21 protein-coding genes are annotated in these 13,623 nt (G+C 55.8%); 6 read left to right on the forward strand and 15 right to left on the reverse strand.

Going from position 1 to position 13,623, the window contains the following annotated elements; translation table 11 throughout:
• Positions 1 to 71: 71 nt before the first annotated feature.
• Together EXZ61_RS20435 and EXZ61_RS21965 are read right to left on the reverse strand one after the other, a co-directional pair.
• On the reverse strand, positions 72 to 1,028 hold the full coding sequence (locus EXZ61_RS20435) for a sodium-dependent bicarbonate transport family permease (RefSeq protein WP_142813772.1): 957 nt from the start codon (positions 1,026 to 1,028) through the stop codon (positions 72 to 74).
• 25 nt (positions 1,029 to 1,053) lie between these two features.
• Positions 1,054 to 1,224 (reverse strand): hypothetical protein, encoded by a 171-nt coding sequence (locus tag EXZ61_RS21965; protein ID WP_168224840.1) that lies wholly within the window; start codon positions 1,222 to 1,224, stop codon positions 1,054 to 1,056.
• 270 nt (positions 1,225 to 1,494) lie between these two features.
• Between EXZ61_RS21965 and mgrA the strand changes: the two genes are divergently transcribed.
• The 3 genes from mgrA (at position 1,495) to EXZ61_RS20450 (ending at position 4,174) form a co-directional block, all read left to right on the forward strand.
• Positions 1,495 to 2,541: an L-glyceraldehyde 3-phosphate reductase gene (gene mgrA / locus EXZ61_RS20440; protein ID WP_142813773.1), complete on the forward strand. Its 1,047-nt coding sequence runs from the start codon at positions 1,495 to 1,497 to the stop codon at positions 2,539 to 2,541.
• A complete protein-coding gene (locus EXZ61_RS20445; protein WP_237219022.1) occupies positions 2,542 to 3,234 on the forward strand; it encodes a helix-turn-helix domain-containing protein in 693 nt (230 codons plus the stop codon).
• 103 nt (positions 3,235 to 3,337) lie between these two features.
• Positions 3,338 to 4,174 (forward strand): DMT family transporter, encoded by an 837-nt coding sequence (locus tag EXZ61_RS20450; protein WP_142813774.1) that lies wholly within the window; start codon positions 3,338 to 3,340, stop codon positions 4,172 to 4,174.
• Between the two features lie 24 nt (positions 4,175 to 4,198).
• Here the strand turns inward: EXZ61_RS20450 and ptsP are convergent, their stop codons facing one another.
• The 5 genes from ptsP to EXZ61_RS20475 form a co-directional block, all read right to left on the reverse strand.
• Positions 4,199 to 5,995 carry a phosphoenolpyruvate--protein phosphotransferase gene (ptsP, locus tag EXZ61_RS20455; RefSeq protein WP_142813775.1) on the reverse strand — a complete coding sequence of 599 codons (1,797 nt, stop codon included), beginning with the start codon at positions 5,993 to 5,995 and terminating at the stop codon, positions 4,199 to 4,201.
• Between the two features lie 48 nt (positions 5,996 to 6,043).
• Entirely contained in the window at positions 6,044 to 6,313 is a 270-nt protein-coding gene (locus tag EXZ61_RS20460) for an HPr family phosphocarrier protein (protein ID WP_142813776.1), read from the reverse strand.
• Positions 6,282 to 6,728, reverse strand: a complete 447-nt coding sequence (locus EXZ61_RS20465; protein ID WP_142813777.1) for a PTS sugar transporter subunit IIA — start codon at positions 6,726 to 6,728, stop codon at positions 6,282 to 6,284. The genes EXZ61_RS20460 and EXZ61_RS20465 overlap by 32 nt, the downstream gene beginning before the upstream one ends.
• A gap of 244 nt (positions 6,729 to 6,972) precedes the next feature.
• Entirely contained in the window at positions 6,973 to 7,500 is a 528-nt protein-coding gene (locus EXZ61_RS20470; protein WP_142813778.1) for a hypothetical protein, read from the reverse strand.
• Positions 7,497 to 8,198 carry a DUF4197 domain-containing protein gene (locus EXZ61_RS20475; protein WP_142813779.1) on the reverse strand — a complete coding sequence of 234 codons (702 nt, stop codon included), beginning with the start codon at positions 8,196 to 8,198 and terminating at the stop codon, positions 7,497 to 7,499. Before EXZ61_RS20475 ends, EXZ61_RS20470 begins: the two co-directional genes overlap by 4 nt.
• A gap of 14 nt (positions 8,199 to 8,212) precedes the next feature.
• Here EXZ61_RS20475 and EXZ61_RS20480 point away from each other — a divergent pair, with 14 nt between their 5' ends.
• The gene (locus tag EXZ61_RS20480; RefSeq protein ID WP_142813780.1) at positions 8,213 to 8,710 is read left to right on the forward strand and encodes a TlpA family protein disulfide reductase; all 498 of its coding nucleotides are present in this window, start codon (positions 8,213 to 8,215) and stop codon (positions 8,708 to 8,710) included.
• A gap of 36 nt (positions 8,711 to 8,746) precedes the next feature.
• On the opposite strand, the gene EXZ61_RS20485 is transcribed toward EXZ61_RS20480, so the two are convergent.
• The gene (locus EXZ61_RS20485; protein WP_142813781.1) at positions 8,747 to 9,196 is read right to left on the reverse strand and encodes a c-type cytochrome; all 450 of its coding nucleotides are present in this window, start codon (positions 9,194 to 9,196) and stop codon (positions 8,747 to 8,749) included.
• 142 nt (positions 9,197 to 9,338) lie between these two features.
• Between EXZ61_RS20485 and EXZ61_RS20490 the strand changes: the two genes are divergently transcribed.
• Positions 9,339 to 10,001, forward strand: a complete 663-nt coding sequence (locus EXZ61_RS20490) for a cytochrome b/b6 domain-containing protein (RefSeq protein ID WP_142813782.1) — start codon at positions 9,339 to 9,341, stop codon at positions 9,999 to 10,001.
• A gap of 24 nt (positions 10,002 to 10,025) precedes the next feature.
• Complete coding sequence (locus EXZ61_RS20495; RefSeq protein WP_142813783.1) at positions 10,026 to 10,514, forward strand: GNAT family N-acetyltransferase; 489 nt, start codon at positions 10,026 to 10,028, stop codon at positions 10,512 to 10,514.
• Between the two features lie 28 nt (positions 10,515 to 10,542).
• On the opposite strand, the gene EXZ61_RS20500 is transcribed toward EXZ61_RS20495, so the two are convergent.
• The 7 genes from EXZ61_RS20500 to rpsS form a co-directional block, all read right to left on the reverse strand.
• On the reverse strand, positions 10,543 to 11,052 hold the full coding sequence (locus EXZ61_RS20500) for a peroxiredoxin (RefSeq protein ID WP_142813784.1): 510 nt from the start codon (positions 11,050 to 11,052) through the stop codon (positions 10,543 to 10,545).
• 116 nt (positions 11,053 to 11,168) lie between these two features.
• Complete coding sequence (gene rpsQ / locus EXZ61_RS20505) at positions 11,169 to 11,438, reverse strand: 30S ribosomal protein S17 (protein ID WP_142813785.1); 270 nt, start codon at positions 11,436 to 11,438, stop codon at positions 11,169 to 11,171.
• A gap of 10 nt (positions 11,439 to 11,448) precedes the next feature.
• Positions 11,449 to 11,655: a 50S ribosomal protein L29 gene (gene rpmC, locus EXZ61_RS20510; protein ID WP_142813786.1), complete on the reverse strand. Its 207-nt coding sequence runs from the start codon at positions 11,653 to 11,655 to the stop codon at positions 11,449 to 11,451.
• Between the two features lie 16 nt (positions 11,656 to 11,671).
• On the reverse strand, positions 11,672 to 12,088 hold the full coding sequence (rplP, locus tag EXZ61_RS20515; RefSeq protein WP_056178832.1) for a 50S ribosomal protein L16: 417 nt from the start codon (positions 12,086 to 12,088) through the stop codon (positions 11,672 to 11,674).
• Between the two features lie 2 nt (positions 12,089 to 12,090).
• Positions 12,091 to 12,987: a 30S ribosomal protein S3 gene (rpsC, locus tag EXZ61_RS20520; RefSeq protein ID WP_142814344.1), complete on the reverse strand. Its 897-nt coding sequence runs from the start codon at positions 12,985 to 12,987 to the stop codon at positions 12,091 to 12,093.
• Positions 12,988 to 13,003: 16 nt separating this feature from the next.
• A complete protein-coding gene (rplV, locus tag EXZ61_RS20525; RefSeq protein WP_075585605.1) occupies positions 13,004 to 13,333 on the reverse strand; it encodes a 50S ribosomal protein L22 in 330 nt (109 codons plus the stop codon).
• Between the two features lie 10 nt (positions 13,334 to 13,343).
• The gene (gene rpsS, locus EXZ61_RS20530) at positions 13,344 to 13,622 is read right to left on the reverse strand and encodes a 30S ribosomal protein S19 (RefSeq protein ID WP_087495489.1); all 279 of its coding nucleotides are present in this window, start codon (positions 13,620 to 13,622) and stop codon (positions 13,344 to 13,346) included.
• Between the last annotated feature and the right edge of the window lies 1 nt (position 13,623).

Here is a 13,623-nt window from a genome sequence, read left to right on the forward strand (position 1 = left end):
GCCTTTGCAACGGGGGGGGGAAAATCATCTTAGCTGAAGTCCCCCAATAAAGGCTAGCGGTTTTTTGCGCCTTACACCATGGCTGTAGCCACCCCCACGTACAAAGGAATGCCCAACAGAATATTGAACGGAAAGGTTAGCCCCAGTGACATGCCAAAGTACAGTGAAGGGTTGGCCTCAGGAATCGCCAAGCGGACCACGGCCGGCACCGCAATGTAAGACGCACTTGCAGCCAACACCATGAGCAAGGCCACGTTGCCCGCCTCCAAACCCAAGAGTTTGCCCAGCAGCAGCGCCAAGCTCGCGTGTACAAGCGGCGCTAGGATGGCGTAGGCAATGAGCCAAGGAGATTTGCCTTTGAGCTCACCCATGTTGCGCGCAGCCAAGAGCCCCATGTCCAACAAGAAGAACGCGAGCATGCCTTTGAACAGGTCCACCGAAAACGGCTTCATGATGGCCTGCCCCGACTCCCCCGTGATGACACCAATGGCCATGGCGCCCAAGAGCAGCAGCTGCGCCCCATCGGTGAGTGACTCGTGCAGGGTCTTGCCCAAGGTATGCCCCACCGCAGTCGTACCTGCTTTTTGGCGCACGTAGTTAGCCAAGACCACGGCCATGATGATGGCAGGTGACTCCATCAAGGCCATGGCCGCGGCCATGTGACCACCATACGCCACGCCGTGGTTGTCTAGGTACTGAACGGCGGTGATGAAGGTAACGGCACTCACCGAACCGTAGGTTGCCGCAATAGCGGCTGCGTCAAAGCCATTGAGAAAGCGGCGCAGCAACAGGTAGCCCAGCATGGGCACGATGCACGCCATTAGCAAAGCCGCGCTCAGACTCAAACCCACTTCCAAAGTAAACCCAGACTTGGCCAAAGCGAACCCGCCCTTGAGGCCCAAGGCCATGAGCAGATACAGCGACAAGAACCGAGAGATGGGTGCGGGGATTTCGAGGTTGGATTTCAGCGTACCCGCGAAAATTCCAAACACGAAGAACAGAATGGCGGGGTCGAGAAAGCTTTGCATCTAGGCGGCGATGCTACACGAGAACTCACCAGTACAGCGCTGCGGCCACGGCACTTAGAACGCCGCCGAGCCCAAGGGCACCCAGCATTTTTGCGTCTCTGGCATTGTCAGCGCGCCCTTCATGCCACGCGCCATACAAAATGGCGAGGCCTAAGCACAAGGCACCTACCCAGAGTTCTGGCGTGCTTGAAAACATGAAATATCTCCTGAAAAGACCAAGCAGCGTGGCTTGGCGAAGGGTCTATGGGATCTGCGCAATGCGGGTTGGAAGATACGGGGCTTGGGGGCCCTTTGCCAGCAGAAAATTACAGAGGGAGATTCTTCAAAAGCCTACCTTCCTGGTCCCACGTACCGTGAACCGAGGGCTATGCACTGCGCACAGAGACAAGGGTGAACAGACCATGCTTAGCGGGCCATGGTGCATGGAAATGGGTATGTGCGCACCCGACTGGGCTAGACTGGTGCCATGAACTACCACGCAACCCCCTCTCGTTACGACGCCATGCCCTACCGCGTTTGCGGCAAAAGTGGGCTCAAGCTACCCGCTGTGTCTCTTGGTCTGTGGCACAACTTTGGCGATGCGACTCCCATGGAGACCCAACGCCAAATGCTGCGTACCGCGTTTGACTTAGGCATTACCCATTTCGACCTGGCCAACAACTATGGCCCGCCCTATGGCAGCGCAGAAACCAATTTTGGCGAACACTTGCGCCGCGACTTTAAGCCCTACCGTGACGAACTCATCATTTCTAGCAAGGCGGGTTGGGATATGTGGCCTGGCCCTTATGGCCAAGGTGGAGGCTCGCGCAAGTATGTGCTGGCCAGCCTAGACCAAAGCCTCAAGCGCATGGGCCTGGACTATGTGGACATTTTTTACTCGCACCGTTTTGACCCCGACACGCCACTCGAAGAAACCATGGGTGCTTTGGCCACTGCCGTGCAGCAGGGCAAAGCGCTGTACGTAGGCATCAGCAGCTACTCAGGCACCAAAACGCGCGAAGCGGCAGCAATTTTGAAGAGCATGGGCGTAAAGGCGTTGATCCATCAACCCTCCTACAGTCTGATGAACCGCTGGATTGAGGAAGACTTGCTGGACGCATTGGACGAGACGGGCATGGGCTGCATTGCGTTTAGCGCACTGGCGCAAGGTCTTTTGACCAATAAGTACCTGAACGGTGTTCCGGCCGATGCGCGCATAAATCGCCCAGGTGGCGGCTCGTTTACCGCAGACCACTTGAGCGATGCCAACCTCGCCCATGTGCGCGCCTTGAACGAGATTGCCCTCGCGCGCGGCCAAAGCTTGGCGCAAATGGCGACCGCCTGGGTGCTACGCGATGCGCGCGTCACCAGCGCCTTGATTGGTGCCAGCCGGCCTGAACAAATCACCGAGTTGGCGGGTGCCATGCAGAACTTGGCGTTCAGCACCGAAGAGTTTGCCGCGATTGACCAACATGCGGTGGATGGCGGCATCAATCTCTGGAAACGCCCCTCAACAGACCAACGCCCCGCGTAAATGATGCAACACCCGCTGACGATGCCTTTGTCATTGCGGACTTACGGGCCGGCGGCGGGTGGGCATGCGCACGATTTTTTTCAAGTGCTACTGGGGGTCAGTGGGACCTTGGAGCTGGAACTTGAGGGCAAAGGTCGGCGCATTGGTGCAGGCCAAGGCTGCGTGATTGCGCCCGGCGAAAAGCACGACTTCGAAGCCCAGGGCGGTGCGCAGTGTGTTGTCTTGGACACACGTTCTGCGGCATGGGAAGGGTGCACCACAAGCCTTGTCAATACGGTTTCTGCAGATGCATTGAGCCGGTACCTGCATGTGGCCCTCCAAGAGCCGAATGCCACGCTCCAAAGAGTGGGCCCCGCCCTGCTGCTGGATTGCTGGCGCGCTAGCGTGCAGCCAGCGGCAAAGCGGCAAGCACGGGCTATTGATTGGCTCACCTTGTCGCAGTGGTGCCAAACCCACTTGCACGGGCCCCTAGAAGTGCATGACTTGGCGACCCAAGTCCATTTAAGTCCAAGCCAGTTTGCGCAACGCTGCAAAGTAGAAACAGGCCAGAGCCCGATGCAGTGGGTGCGAGCACAACGTTTGGCCCGCGCCCAAGCGCTGAGGGCAAGCGGTTGGGACTTAAGCCGCAGTGCCGAGCGTTGTGGCTACGCCAGTGCATCGGCACTCGCAGCAGCCTTGCGACAGGCCGCTTAGTTCAGCAGGCACTCTACGTAGAAGGTTTCTGGCTGGCCTTGGCCGTTGTTTGGCGACAACTGGCGCGTGTTCAGCGTCTGACGGCTGGGTACAGTTGGTACCTATGCACGCAAACTTTTATGCTTTGGCCGCCATCGTTTTGTGGGGTAGCTTGGCCCCGCTGGGGGTGTCGCTCCAACACATCCCGCCTTTCCTACTGACGGGTTTCGGCCTGTTGGTCGGGAGTGTGATTGGCCTCCCTCTGTCAGGCTTTAAGCTGGCCGCATGGCGGGTTCCACTGTCGACCCTAGCGCTCGGGGTGTACGGCTTGTTTGGCTTTCATTTTCTGTTGTTCATTGCGCTGCGGCATGCGCCGCCCGTGCAAGCGAATCTGGTGAACTACCTGTGGCCACTGGGGATGGTGCTATTGGCACCTTGGTTCTTGCCAGGCGTCAGGCTGCGGCCCACGCATGTATTCGCAGCCCTGTTGGGATTTTCCGGTGCGGCGGTGGCCATTGTGGGTGGTCAAGCGCTCACCGGGGGCTTTGCGTGGGGCTATGTACCCGCGCTGGGGTCCGCATTTGTCTGGGCCAGCTATTCCTTGCTGACCCGCCGCGTGGCAGCCTTTCCAAGCGCGGCCATAGGGTTGTTTGGGCTGGTTGCTGGCTTGTTGGCTCTGCTGTGCCACGTCTTGCTGGAAGCTCCGGTGCACTTGCAGCCCAGAGACTATGCACTGCTTCTGGTCATGGGTGCGGGGCCTTTGGGTGCTGCGTTTTACCTCTGGGATATGGCGCTTAAGAAAGGCGATGCACGTCAGATTGGCGTGCTGTCGTTTCTCACGCCGCTGTTGTCCACGCTGGCACTGCTATGGGTACGCGCCGAGCCACCCAGTCCCTCGGTGTTTTTAGCGACGGCGATGATTGTGGGTGCTGCCATCTTGGGCGCACGCGCCAAGCCCTAAAGCACACTCAGCATGCAGCGTGCATTAGGCTGTGCGGTGGCCGCGGGCCGCAGTGGTCATTTCCTGAGCGGGATCATCGGCGGCGCACACCCGTTTGGCCCATGGGGCGAGGCGTGTGGTGTCTGCCCGTAGTATTTCTTGTTTGACGGCGAGGATCTGCGCAGGATGCATAGAGAAGGTGCGCAGGCCCATGCCCAACAACAAGCGGGTGAGGCTAATGTCGCCCGCCATCTCACCGCAAACGGTGACCTCTTTTCCCTGCGCAATGCTCTCGGCGATGGTCTCGGACACTAAACGCAAGACAGCTGGGTGCAATGGGTCATACAAATGCGCCACAGACTCGTCGGCGCGGTCAATGGCCAAGGTGTATTGGATAAGGTCGTTGGTGCCGATGGACAAATAGTCAAAGTGCTTGAGGAAGTACTTCACACTCAAGGCTGCAGCGGGTATCTCAATCATGGCACCCAACTTCACAGGACCGTAGACAAGGCCTTTTTGGTCCAGTTGGGCGCGCGCTTGCTGCACATGGGCCAGGGTTTGACGGATCTCGCTGGCGTGCGCCAACATGGGCACTAACAAGTTCACTTTGCCATGCGCGGCGGCCCGCAAGATGGCACGCAGCTGGGTCAAGAACATCGCCGGGTCAGCCAGACTCCACCGAATTGCGCGCAAGCCCAAAGCGGGGTTGAGGTGTGAGTTGTCGCGGGTGGAGTTGTCCAGCGGCTTGTCTGCTCCGACGTCGACGGTTCGGATGGTGACCGGTAGGCCTTGCATGCCTTCTACGGCGCGCCGATACGCGTGGTACTGCTCTTCCTCATCGGGCAGGTTGTTTTGCCGCCCCATAAACAGAAATTCGCTTCGAAACAAGCCCACACCCAAGGCCCCCGCCTTAAGCGCGGCATTGGCATCTTCAGGCATTTCAATGTTGGCCAGCAGCAGCACTTTCTCACCGTCCATCGTGACTGCGGGTGTGTGCAAGAGACGGGATAGGCGTCCACGCTCAAGATCCCCTTGGCGTTGCTTGAAGCCATACTCTGCCAAGATGATGGGCGACGGGTCCACGATCATGACGCCAGCGTCGCCATCGATGATGACCCAATCGTCTTGGCGAACCAATTGACTGGCTGAACGAGCACCTACCACCGCAGGTATGTCCATGCTGCGCGCCACGATGGCAGTATGGGAAGTTTTGCCGCCTACATCTGTAATAAAGCCAGCGAACACACTTTGCTTGAACTGCAGCATGTCAGCGGGAGACAGATCGTGCGCAATGAGAACCAGGGGCACGTCCACCGTGTCGTCAAGCAAAAGGTCTTGCTGAGAGGTCTTGCGCGCGGCGCGCGGTGCTGTGGCGGCAATGGCCGACGCTGTGCCTTTCATGGCGCGCAAAACGCGCTCGGCGATTTGTTCGACGTCTGCCTTGCGCTCGCGCAGGTATTCGTCTTCCATGTCATCGAAATGGCGACCAATGATTTCCAGCTGCGTCGTAACGGCCCATTCGGCGTTGTACAAGCGATCGGTGATCCAGTGCTTGACACCCCCGCTGATCTCCGTGTCTTGCAGGAGCATCAGATGCACATCAAGCAAAGCGCCCAGCTCATGCGATGTTTCTTTGGGCCCCATGTGTGCCACGTTGGCTTGCAAACGATGAATCTCGTCAATCACCGCAGCGCGGCCTGCGCGAACCCGGTTGATTTCCGACTCCACTTCATGGGGTTCAATGAAGTAGTGAGCGACATCTGCACGGCTTGACGCAACCAATACAGCACGACCGATCGCGATACCACGCGATACCGTAAGACCATGAATTGCAAATGTCATTGGGAGGCGACGTCAAAGGGAGGGCAATAAGGGAGGAACAACGCGAGGCTACTCACCTTCGCCAAAACGGTCCGCGATCAGGGCTAGCATGGCATCCATAGCCTCTTGTTCCCGCTCACCCTCGGTGTCCAGTGTGACGGTAGAGCCAATGCCAGCCGCCAGCATCATGACCCCCATGATGCTCTTGGCGTTCACACGGCGCTCGCCCTTGCTAATCCATACTTCACAGGGGAAGCTACCAGCCAGCTTAGTGAGCTTGGCAGACGCACGTGCATGCAAACCCAATTTATTGATGATGGTCGTGGATGTGTTGATCATTGGGAGCTCGTGTTTGATTTTGGGGTGCGGTCACGGAAACTTGCATGATGCATTGGGTGCCACCGACAAGGGCTCTGGCCACCAAGGCGTCTAATGATTCATGGGCATAGTTCATGGTACGCAGCAGCATGGGCAGGTTCACCCCGGCCACTAGTTTGGAGTGCGTGCCGTCTACTATTTTTTGCGCCACATTGCTCGGCGTGGCGCCAAATACGTCTGTTAAAACCAAGGTGTTGGGCGTTGCGAGTTGGCCGAGTAAGCCTAAGGCCTTGTGCTTGGTGTGGTCAGGCGACTCGCTGGGCTCTACATCCAAGGCCATCACATGCCCTGCCGCATCAGGGTACACATGCAGTGCACAGGCGCGTAGTGCACTGGCCAAGGGTGCATGGGCAACGATCAAAATGCCTGTGTTCATAGTGAAGATAAAGCGGCGTAGGGCCTGTGATTATGGCTTCTTTGCGTCCGCCACGTACAGAGATGACGCAGCGCAGCAATTCGGTCGAAACACATGCACTCTTGAAGCTTTGAATCTGGAGGCCTGTAGCGCAAAAGCCAAGCCGAAATGTGGCATAGCGCATGACTAGATTACGCTTCGCGCTATCAAGTTAATAGTGGCGCGAAGCAACGTGAGTGGCACGTATGAGAACAGGTTCCAGAGCTCATTTCCATTGCAGCTCTGCAGTGAGCGCCTCCAACACCGCAGGTTCGATGGTTGCCGCGTACACGGCAACATGGTAGACCTCTGCGCCACGGACGAACCAGCGCAGATTAGCTTGCAATGGTTCTCCTGCTGGCGATTGCCCCCGCACGGTCATGTTTAGCTCGGGCACGAGTCCATTGCCCGGCGGACTGGGCAACTGGCTAATGGGAGTGGCAGCGGAAACTTGTGCGCGCAGGTTGGCCAGTGACTCGATCTGCCAGGCCTCTAGCACCTTACGGGTCTGGGTCACGGCATTGACTTGCACATGGCTCACCGCAAAGATGGCCCCACCCGTTTCGCAACCTGCCATGCTCATGACCATGGTTTGGCCGGCCAATTGCACAGGTCGCTCTGCGCGGTCAGGTTTGCATGGCAGATTCATGCTGAGCTGCTTCAGGCTCACCGTGCGCCAGTTGTAAGTCGGGCTGCATGCGACCAGTTGCCCTCCAGCGACGCACAGTAGCAGCGCCTTCAAGACGCGGTTCACTTGAGCGCGCCAAATACTTTCGTGAGGATGGAACTGCCGTAGGCCACCGGGTTTTGGCGTATTTTCTTTTCCTCTTCGGCGATCATGAAGTAGAGACCGTCCAACGTTTTTCCTGTGACGTACTGCTGGATATTCGCATCCTCTTTCTTGATCAAGCCAAACTCAGATGCCTTGCCAGCAAGTTGGTTGTACTTTTCGGCCAAGCCAATTTTGGCGGTAGCTTTAGTGACCACCGGTAGAAACTTTACGCCAAGATCCACACGCGTTTTGTCTGCAAAAAACTGGGTGACTGCGGTGTCGCCGCCTTGGAGAATACCCTTGGCATCGGTAACCGTCATGGTTTGCACTGCCTTGGTCAGCAGGTCCTTGGCCAGCGGAACAGAGGCCTCGGCACCCCGGTTCATAGCTTCAACCAGTTCATCCAAACGCGCACCCTGCCCTAAGGTGCGGAGCATGTTCGCGGCGTCTTGGAGGTAGCCGGGCAAAGGAATTCGAACTTTTTCATTGCCAAGGTATCCATTAGGGGCGCTGAGTACGCTGATGGCAGACGATGCTCCCTTTTCCAGAGCGGTTTTAAGGCCTTTGGATGCATCCATGTTGGTGAGATCTGCCAGTGTCAACGCATGGGCTTGGAGCTGCATTCCTGCGAGGGTCGCAAGCGTAAAGGCCTGAATGAAATTAAACTGTCGTCGATCCATGGGTACACCTCTTTATGAAACGTAATATTGCGATTGTCGCCATCCTAGCTGCTTGCGCGGGGGTTGCCTCGACATACTTTTTAGCGGCCAATGACGTAGCGCCGGAGTCGAAGTTTGTTTTGCTCGATGGGAGCACCAAGACAAGCCAAGACTTGAAAGGGCGAGTGACCTTGGTCAATTTTTGGGCGACGAGCTGCGTGACCTGTGTCGCCGAGATGCCCAGATTGATAGCTACCTTTGAGAAGTACAAAGGGCAGGGATACCAGACATTTGGCGTGGCAATGCAGTACGACCCACCTAGCTACGTGGTGAATTTTGTGGATACCCGCAAGGTGCCGTATGCCATTGCCATTGACAACACTGGTGCGCTAGCGCGAGATTGGGGACAAGTACAACTTACTCCAACAAGCTACTTGGTGAACAAGCGCGGCCAGATTGTGAAGCGGTATGTCGGTGAGCCTAATTTTGCAGAGCTTCACAAGCTGATTGAGACTCTGCTCAAAGAGGCTTAGTGGAGCGCGCTTGGTTCGCGCCCCATGTTGAGCTGATTATGAACGGAATGCGTCGTGGCAGGCCTTACAAGAGCCGCCAACTGCGCCGACCGCAGCCTTAATGCTGTCAAGGCTGCCTGTTTTGGCAGCTGCATTGAGCTTGGACATATCTGCCTGCATTTTTTCACTGAGTTCGGTGAATTTGGCTTTGTCACTCCAGATTTCAGGCTTGGCTTTGGTGTTGCCCTTGTCACTTCCCTCAACAAAAGCAGACCAAGGTAGTTTGGACATGTACTCAGCAGTTGCTGCGCTTTCCGCAGCCAACTTGGCGTCGAAGGGAGCCTTGCCAGCAGCCATTGCGGCCACCCTACCGAATTGCTGCTGCATGACAAACAGGGCAGACTGGCGGTATTTGATGGCATCTTCAGGCTTAGCGAACTGTGCATGGGCAGGAACAGTAAGGCTTGCGGCAGAAGCGACGATTAGCAGGGTAGCCAAAATGCGCATGAGATCTCCTAGGTGAGTTGGAACAACGGGCGACACCGGGTAGAGTGTAGGGGTAGGCGGAAAATATTGCTTGCGGGTCTTGGTTTCGAAGACAGCCACAGTGTAAAAACTGTTCCTTCAGCTTAGATTGAGGATTAGAGACATGGTCAAAGTGAGAGTGTGGGATCTACCCACTCGCCTATTCCACTGGGGACTTGCCGCATGTGTGGTCGGCTTGGTGATCACGGGACAGATTGGCGGCGGTGCAATGGAGTGGCATTTCAGGCTCGGGTTTGCGGTGCTCTCCTTGCTAGTGTTTCGCATAGTTTGGGGCTTCGTGGGAGGTAGATGGTCCCGCTTCTCAAGTTTTACCTATTCGCCGCGCAGTCTGCTGCGGTACGCACAAGGAGAGTCGGAGCCGAGCGCTCACGTTGGACACCATCCTCTCGGTGCCCTCTCGGTCTATGCGCTTTTATTGGCGCTTGTCCTGCAAGCTTCTGCCGGAATGCTAAGTGACGACGAAATTTCAAACGCGGGACCATTTGCGAAGCTGGTGTCGAGCCGCTGGGTTGAGTTGGCGACCTTCTTCCACACAGAGGTTGGCAAATTGGCATTGATAGGTTTGGTTACTCTCCACGTGGTGGCGGTGCTGGTGTATCGCTTCAAGAAACGCGAGGACCTTCTAACCCCAATGCTTACTGGGGACAAAATCTTGGACTTTTCCGCTCCGGCAGCGAGAGACGACAAATATTCTCGACTGCTCGCCTTGGCAATTTTTGTTGTCTCTCTCGCGGGTGTATTCACGCTCGTGGGCTGGGCAGGTTAGCCAGCGCATTGCCGCTGTTGGTCTATGCAACCTATTGTTCTGCAACAAGTGGCCTCCGCTGACGTGGAACGAGTTAGCCACGCGCGTGCGTTGTTCCAGTCGTACGCATCAGCCTTGGCGATTGATCTGTGCTTCCAAGGCTTTCAGTCCGAGTTAGAGTCCCTTCCTGGCGACTATGAAGCACCACGCGGGGCCCTCTTGCTTGCCTATGTAGCCCAGACACCGGCGGGGTGCTGTGCTTTGCGCCCCATTGATACCAGTGACTATGAAAACGCGTGTGAGATGAAGCGGCTCTATGTGTCTCCCGAGTTCCGAGGCTTAGGACTGGGCAGAAAGCTCGCAGAATCTATGATGGACTATGCCAGATTGGCAAGCTACAAGTATCTACTCTTAGACACATTGGATGACATGGAGGCAGCCCGAGGCCTCTACCAAGACCTTGGATTTGAAGAAGTGCCGCCGTACTACTACAACCCAATTGCCGGGGCGCATTACCTCAGGGTCAGCTTGTAATTCGGCGGCAATCACACTCGCGCTGTTGCTACGCCGCTCGTGCCTGTGCCAAAAGAGTTTCAGCGTCGCTCACTTCAAACTTGCCGGGTCCTTCAACGTTCAAAGCAACTACCTTACTGTCGCGAACTAACATAGAGTAGCGGTTGCTGCGCAGACCCATGCCGCGGCTCGTAAGGTCCAGCGTCAGTCCTGTCGCTTGGGCGAACACAGCACTACCGTCGGCTAGCATGCGTACCTTACCTGCAGTCTGCTGCTCCCGGCCCCAGGCACCCATTACAAATGCGTCGTTGACGCTAATGCACCAGATCTCGTCTACACCTGCAGACTTAAACGCCTCATAGTGCTGTACATACCCTGGCACATGCTTCGCTGAGCAAGTCGGCGTAAACGCACCAGGCAATGCAAACACTGCGATTAGCTTTCCAGCGCTTGCCGCGACAGCATCCACCGGATTGGGACCAAGGCTACAGCCCTCGGTCTCGATGTCAACGAATTCCATCAACTGCGATTGGGGCAACGTATCGCCAACTTGAATCATGGGAGGTTTCCTAAAATCTGTGGGTTAAAGCTAAAGCATCAATGGTACGCACCAATGCAAACGGCCCACATTGTGGGCCGTTTTCTATTTCGCTGCTTTGTCTGCTTAAATTAGACTTATACAGCCGCTGCCTTTTCAACCAAGCGGGTCGCAACCCAGTTCTTGGTTTTGGAAATTGGACGGCTTTCAGTGATCTCAATCACATCGCCCAACTTGTACTCACCCTTTTCATCATGAGCATGGTACTTGCTAGATTTACCAACAATCTTGCCATAGAGCTCGTGCTTAACACGGCGCTCGATCAAAACTGTCACAGTCTTAGCACGCTTATCGCTGACCACCTTGCCAATCAAGGTGCGCTTGAGGGATTTTTTAGCTTCCGTCATTTATCGCTCCTTATTTGGCGGATTTGTCTGCGCTTTGCTTCTCGACAAGAATAGTCTTGGCGCGAGCAATGTCACGGCGCGCGGAGCGCAGTGAAGCGGTGTTGGTAACTTGTTGGGTGGCCTTTTGCATACGCAAACCAAAGTGAGCTTTTTGCAAAGCTTTGATTTCCGTTTCCAAACCAGCAACGTCTTTTTGGCGTAGTTCAGTAGCTTTCATTTCTTCATTCTCCTGATTACTGGCCAATCATACGACTGACAAAAGTGGTACGCAACGGCAACTTGGCAGCTGCCAAGCGGAACGCTTCACGGGCCAACTCTTCGGGAACACCAACAATTTCAAATACGATTTTGCCAGGCTGGATTTCAGCGACGTAGTACTCAGGGTTACCCTTACCGTTACCCATACGCACTTCAGCAGGCTTTTGGGAAATCGGTTTATCAGGGAACACACGAATCCAGATGCGTCCACCACGCTTCACGTGACGGGAAATCGCACGACGTGCAGATTCAATCTGACGTGCGGTCAAACGACCACGATCAGTACACTTCAGACCGAAGTCACCGAAAGCGACCGAGCTGCCTCGGGTCGCGATACCGGTGTTACGGCCCTTTTGCTCTTTGCGATACTTGCGACGAGCGGGTTGCAACATGATTATTCTCCTTTGCCGTCAGCTGCTGCAGCTGGCGCGGCGACTGAACGTACGCGCTTAACGGCGGGTTTGTTAGCGTCAGCACCAGTGGCTTCAGCAGGCTTGTCGCTACCATCGGCCGGAGCGGCATTGCTGCCGGCTGGACGACGCGCACCACGGGAAGCAGGACGATCTGAACCGGGGCGTGCACCGCCACGGTCATCACGACGAGGACCACGTGGACGACGCTCTTCTTCAGCACGAGGCTCTACAGCAGCGGGCAGATCGTTGCGGCCCAAGGTGTCACCCTTGTAGACCCACACCTTCACGCCAATAATGCCGTAAGTTGTCTTGGCTTCAGAGGTTCCGTAATCGATATCAGCACGCAAGGTGTGAAGTGGAACGCGACCTTCGCGATACCATTCGCAACGTGCGATTTCAATACCGTTCAAGCGGCCCGACGACATGATCTTGATACCCAATGCGCCCAAGCGCATTGCGTTCTGCATAGCACGCTTCATGGCACGGCGGAACATGATCCGCTTTTCCAATTGCTGCGTAATGCTGTCAGCGATCAGCTTCGCATCGATTTCAGGCTTACGCACTTCTTCGATATTCACTGCCACTGGCACGCCGAGCTGCTTGCTCAGATCGCGCTTCAAGTTTTCAATGTCTTCGCCCTTCTTGCCGATCACCACACCAGGACGAGCCGAGTAAATAGTGATACGTGCGTTCTTGGCAGGACGCTCGATCAAAATGCGTGAAACGGAAGCACTCTTCAGTTTCAGCTTCAAGTACTCACGAACCTTGATGTCTTCTGCCAGCATGCCGGCAAAGTCACGGTTGTTCGCGTACCAGCGTGATGACCAATTACGGCTAATCGCCAAGCGAAAGCCGGTTGGGTGGATTTTTTGTCCCATATCTTCCTGGCCTTTTTCAGTTTCCAACCGTCACGTACACATGGCACGTGGGTTTGCGAATTTGATTACCGCGACCTTTTGCACGTGCTGTGAAGCGACGCAACGAAGCACCTTGCTCGACGTAGATGGTTTTCACCTTCAATTCGTCGATATCAGCGCCGTCGTTGTGCTCAGCATTTGCAATGGCTGACTCCAGAACCTTCTTGATAATCACGGCAGCTTTTTTCTGTGTGAATTGCAAGATGTTCAAAGCTTGGTCAACTTTTTTGCCACGGATCAGGTCCGCGACCAAACGACCTTTGTCTACTGACAAACGGACGCCACGAAGGGTTGCACGAGTTTCCATGGTCACCTCCTTATTTCTTCTGGACTTTTTTGTCCGCAGGGTGACCCTTGAAAGTACGTGTGAGCGCGAACTCACCCAACTTGTGGCCAACCATTTGATCGGTGATATAGACAGGCACGTGTTGCTTGCCGTTGTGCACGGCGATGGTCAAGCCGATGAATTCGGGCAAGATCATTGAACGACGGGACCAAGTCTTAATCGGCTTTTTGTCCTTGGTTGCCACGGCCTTTTCAGTCTTGGCAATCAGGTGATGGTCAACAAAGGGACCTTTTTTCAGTGAACGAGTCATT

The sequence above is a fragment of the Rhodoferax aquaticus genome, assembly GCF_006974105.1.
Classification (GTDB): Bacteria; Pseudomonadota; Gammaproteobacteria; order Burkholderiales; family Burkholderiaceae_C; genus Allorhodoferax; species Allorhodoferax aquaticus_A.

Coding starts and splice junctions, on each gene's coding strand:
- EXZ61_RS20435 (WP_142813772.1), bottom strand. CDS start 1,028: ATGCAAAGCTTTCTCGACCCCGCCATTCTGTTCTTCGTGTTTGGAATT.
- EXZ61_RS21965 (WP_168224840.1), bottom strand. CDS start 1,224: ATGTTTTCAAGCACGCCAGAACTCTGGGTAGGTGCCTTGTGCTTAGGC.
- mgrA (WP_142813773.1), top strand. CDS start 1,495: ATGAACTACCACGCAACCCCCTCTCGTTACGACGCCATGCCCTACCGC.
- EXZ61_RS20445 (WP_237219022.1), top strand. CDS start 2,542: ATGATGCAACACCCGCTGACGATGCCTTTGTCATTGCGGACTTACGGG.
- EXZ61_RS20450 (WP_142813774.1), top strand. CDS start 3,338: ATGCACGCAAACTTTTATGCTTTGGCCGCCATCGTTTTGTGGGGTAGC.
- ptsP (WP_142813775.1), bottom strand. CDS start 5,995: ATGACATTTGCAATTCATGGTCTTACGGTATCGCGTGGTATCGCGATC.
- EXZ61_RS20460 (WP_142813776.1), bottom strand. CDS start 6,313: ATGATCAACACATCCACGACCATCATCAATAAATTGGGTTTGCATGCA.
- EXZ61_RS20465 (WP_142813777.1), bottom strand. CDS start 6,728: ATGAACACAGGCATTTTGATCGTTGCCCATGCACCCTTGGCCAGTGCA.
- EXZ61_RS20475 (WP_142813779.1), bottom strand. CDS start 8,198: ATGGATCGACGACAGTTTAATTTCATTCAGGCCTTTACGCTTGCGACC.
- EXZ61_RS20480 (WP_142813780.1), top strand. CDS start 8,213: ATGAAACGTAATATTGCGATTGTCGCCATCCTAGCTGCTTGCGCGGGG.
- EXZ61_RS20485 (WP_142813781.1), bottom strand. CDS start 9,196: ATGCGCATTTTGGCTACCCTGCTAATCGTCGCTTCTGCCGCAAGCCTT.
- EXZ61_RS20490 (WP_142813782.1), top strand. CDS start 9,339: ATGGTCAAAGTGAGAGTGTGGGATCTACCCACTCGCCTATTCCACTGG.
- EXZ61_RS20495 (WP_142813783.1), top strand. CDS start 10,026: ATGCAACCTATTGTTCTGCAACAAGTGGCCTCCGCTGACGTGGAACGA.
- EXZ61_RS20500 (WP_142813784.1), bottom strand. CDS start 11,052: ATGATTCAAGTTGGCGATACGTTGCCCCAATCGCAGTTGATGGAATTC.
- rpsQ (WP_142813785.1), bottom strand. CDS start 11,438: ATGACGGAAGCTAAAAAATCCCTCAAGCGCACCTTGATTGGCAAGGTG.
- rpmC (WP_142813786.1), bottom strand. CDS start 11,655: ATGAAAGCTACTGAACTACGCCAAAAAGACGTTGCTGGTTTGGAAACG.
- rplP (WP_056178832.1), bottom strand. CDS start 12,088: ATGTTGCAACCCGCTCGTCGCAAGTATCGCAAAGAGCAAAAGGGCCGT.
- rpsC (WP_142814344.1), bottom strand. CDS start 12,987: ATGGGACAAAAAATCCACCCAACCGGCTTTCGCTTGGCGATTAGCCGT.
- rplV (WP_075585605.1), bottom strand. CDS start 13,333: ATGGAAACTCGTGCAACCCTTCGTGGCGTCCGTTTGTCAGTAGACAAA.
- rpsS (WP_087495489.1), bottom strand. CDS start 13,622: ATGACTCGTTCACTGAAAAAAGGTCCCTTTGTTGACCATCACCTGATT.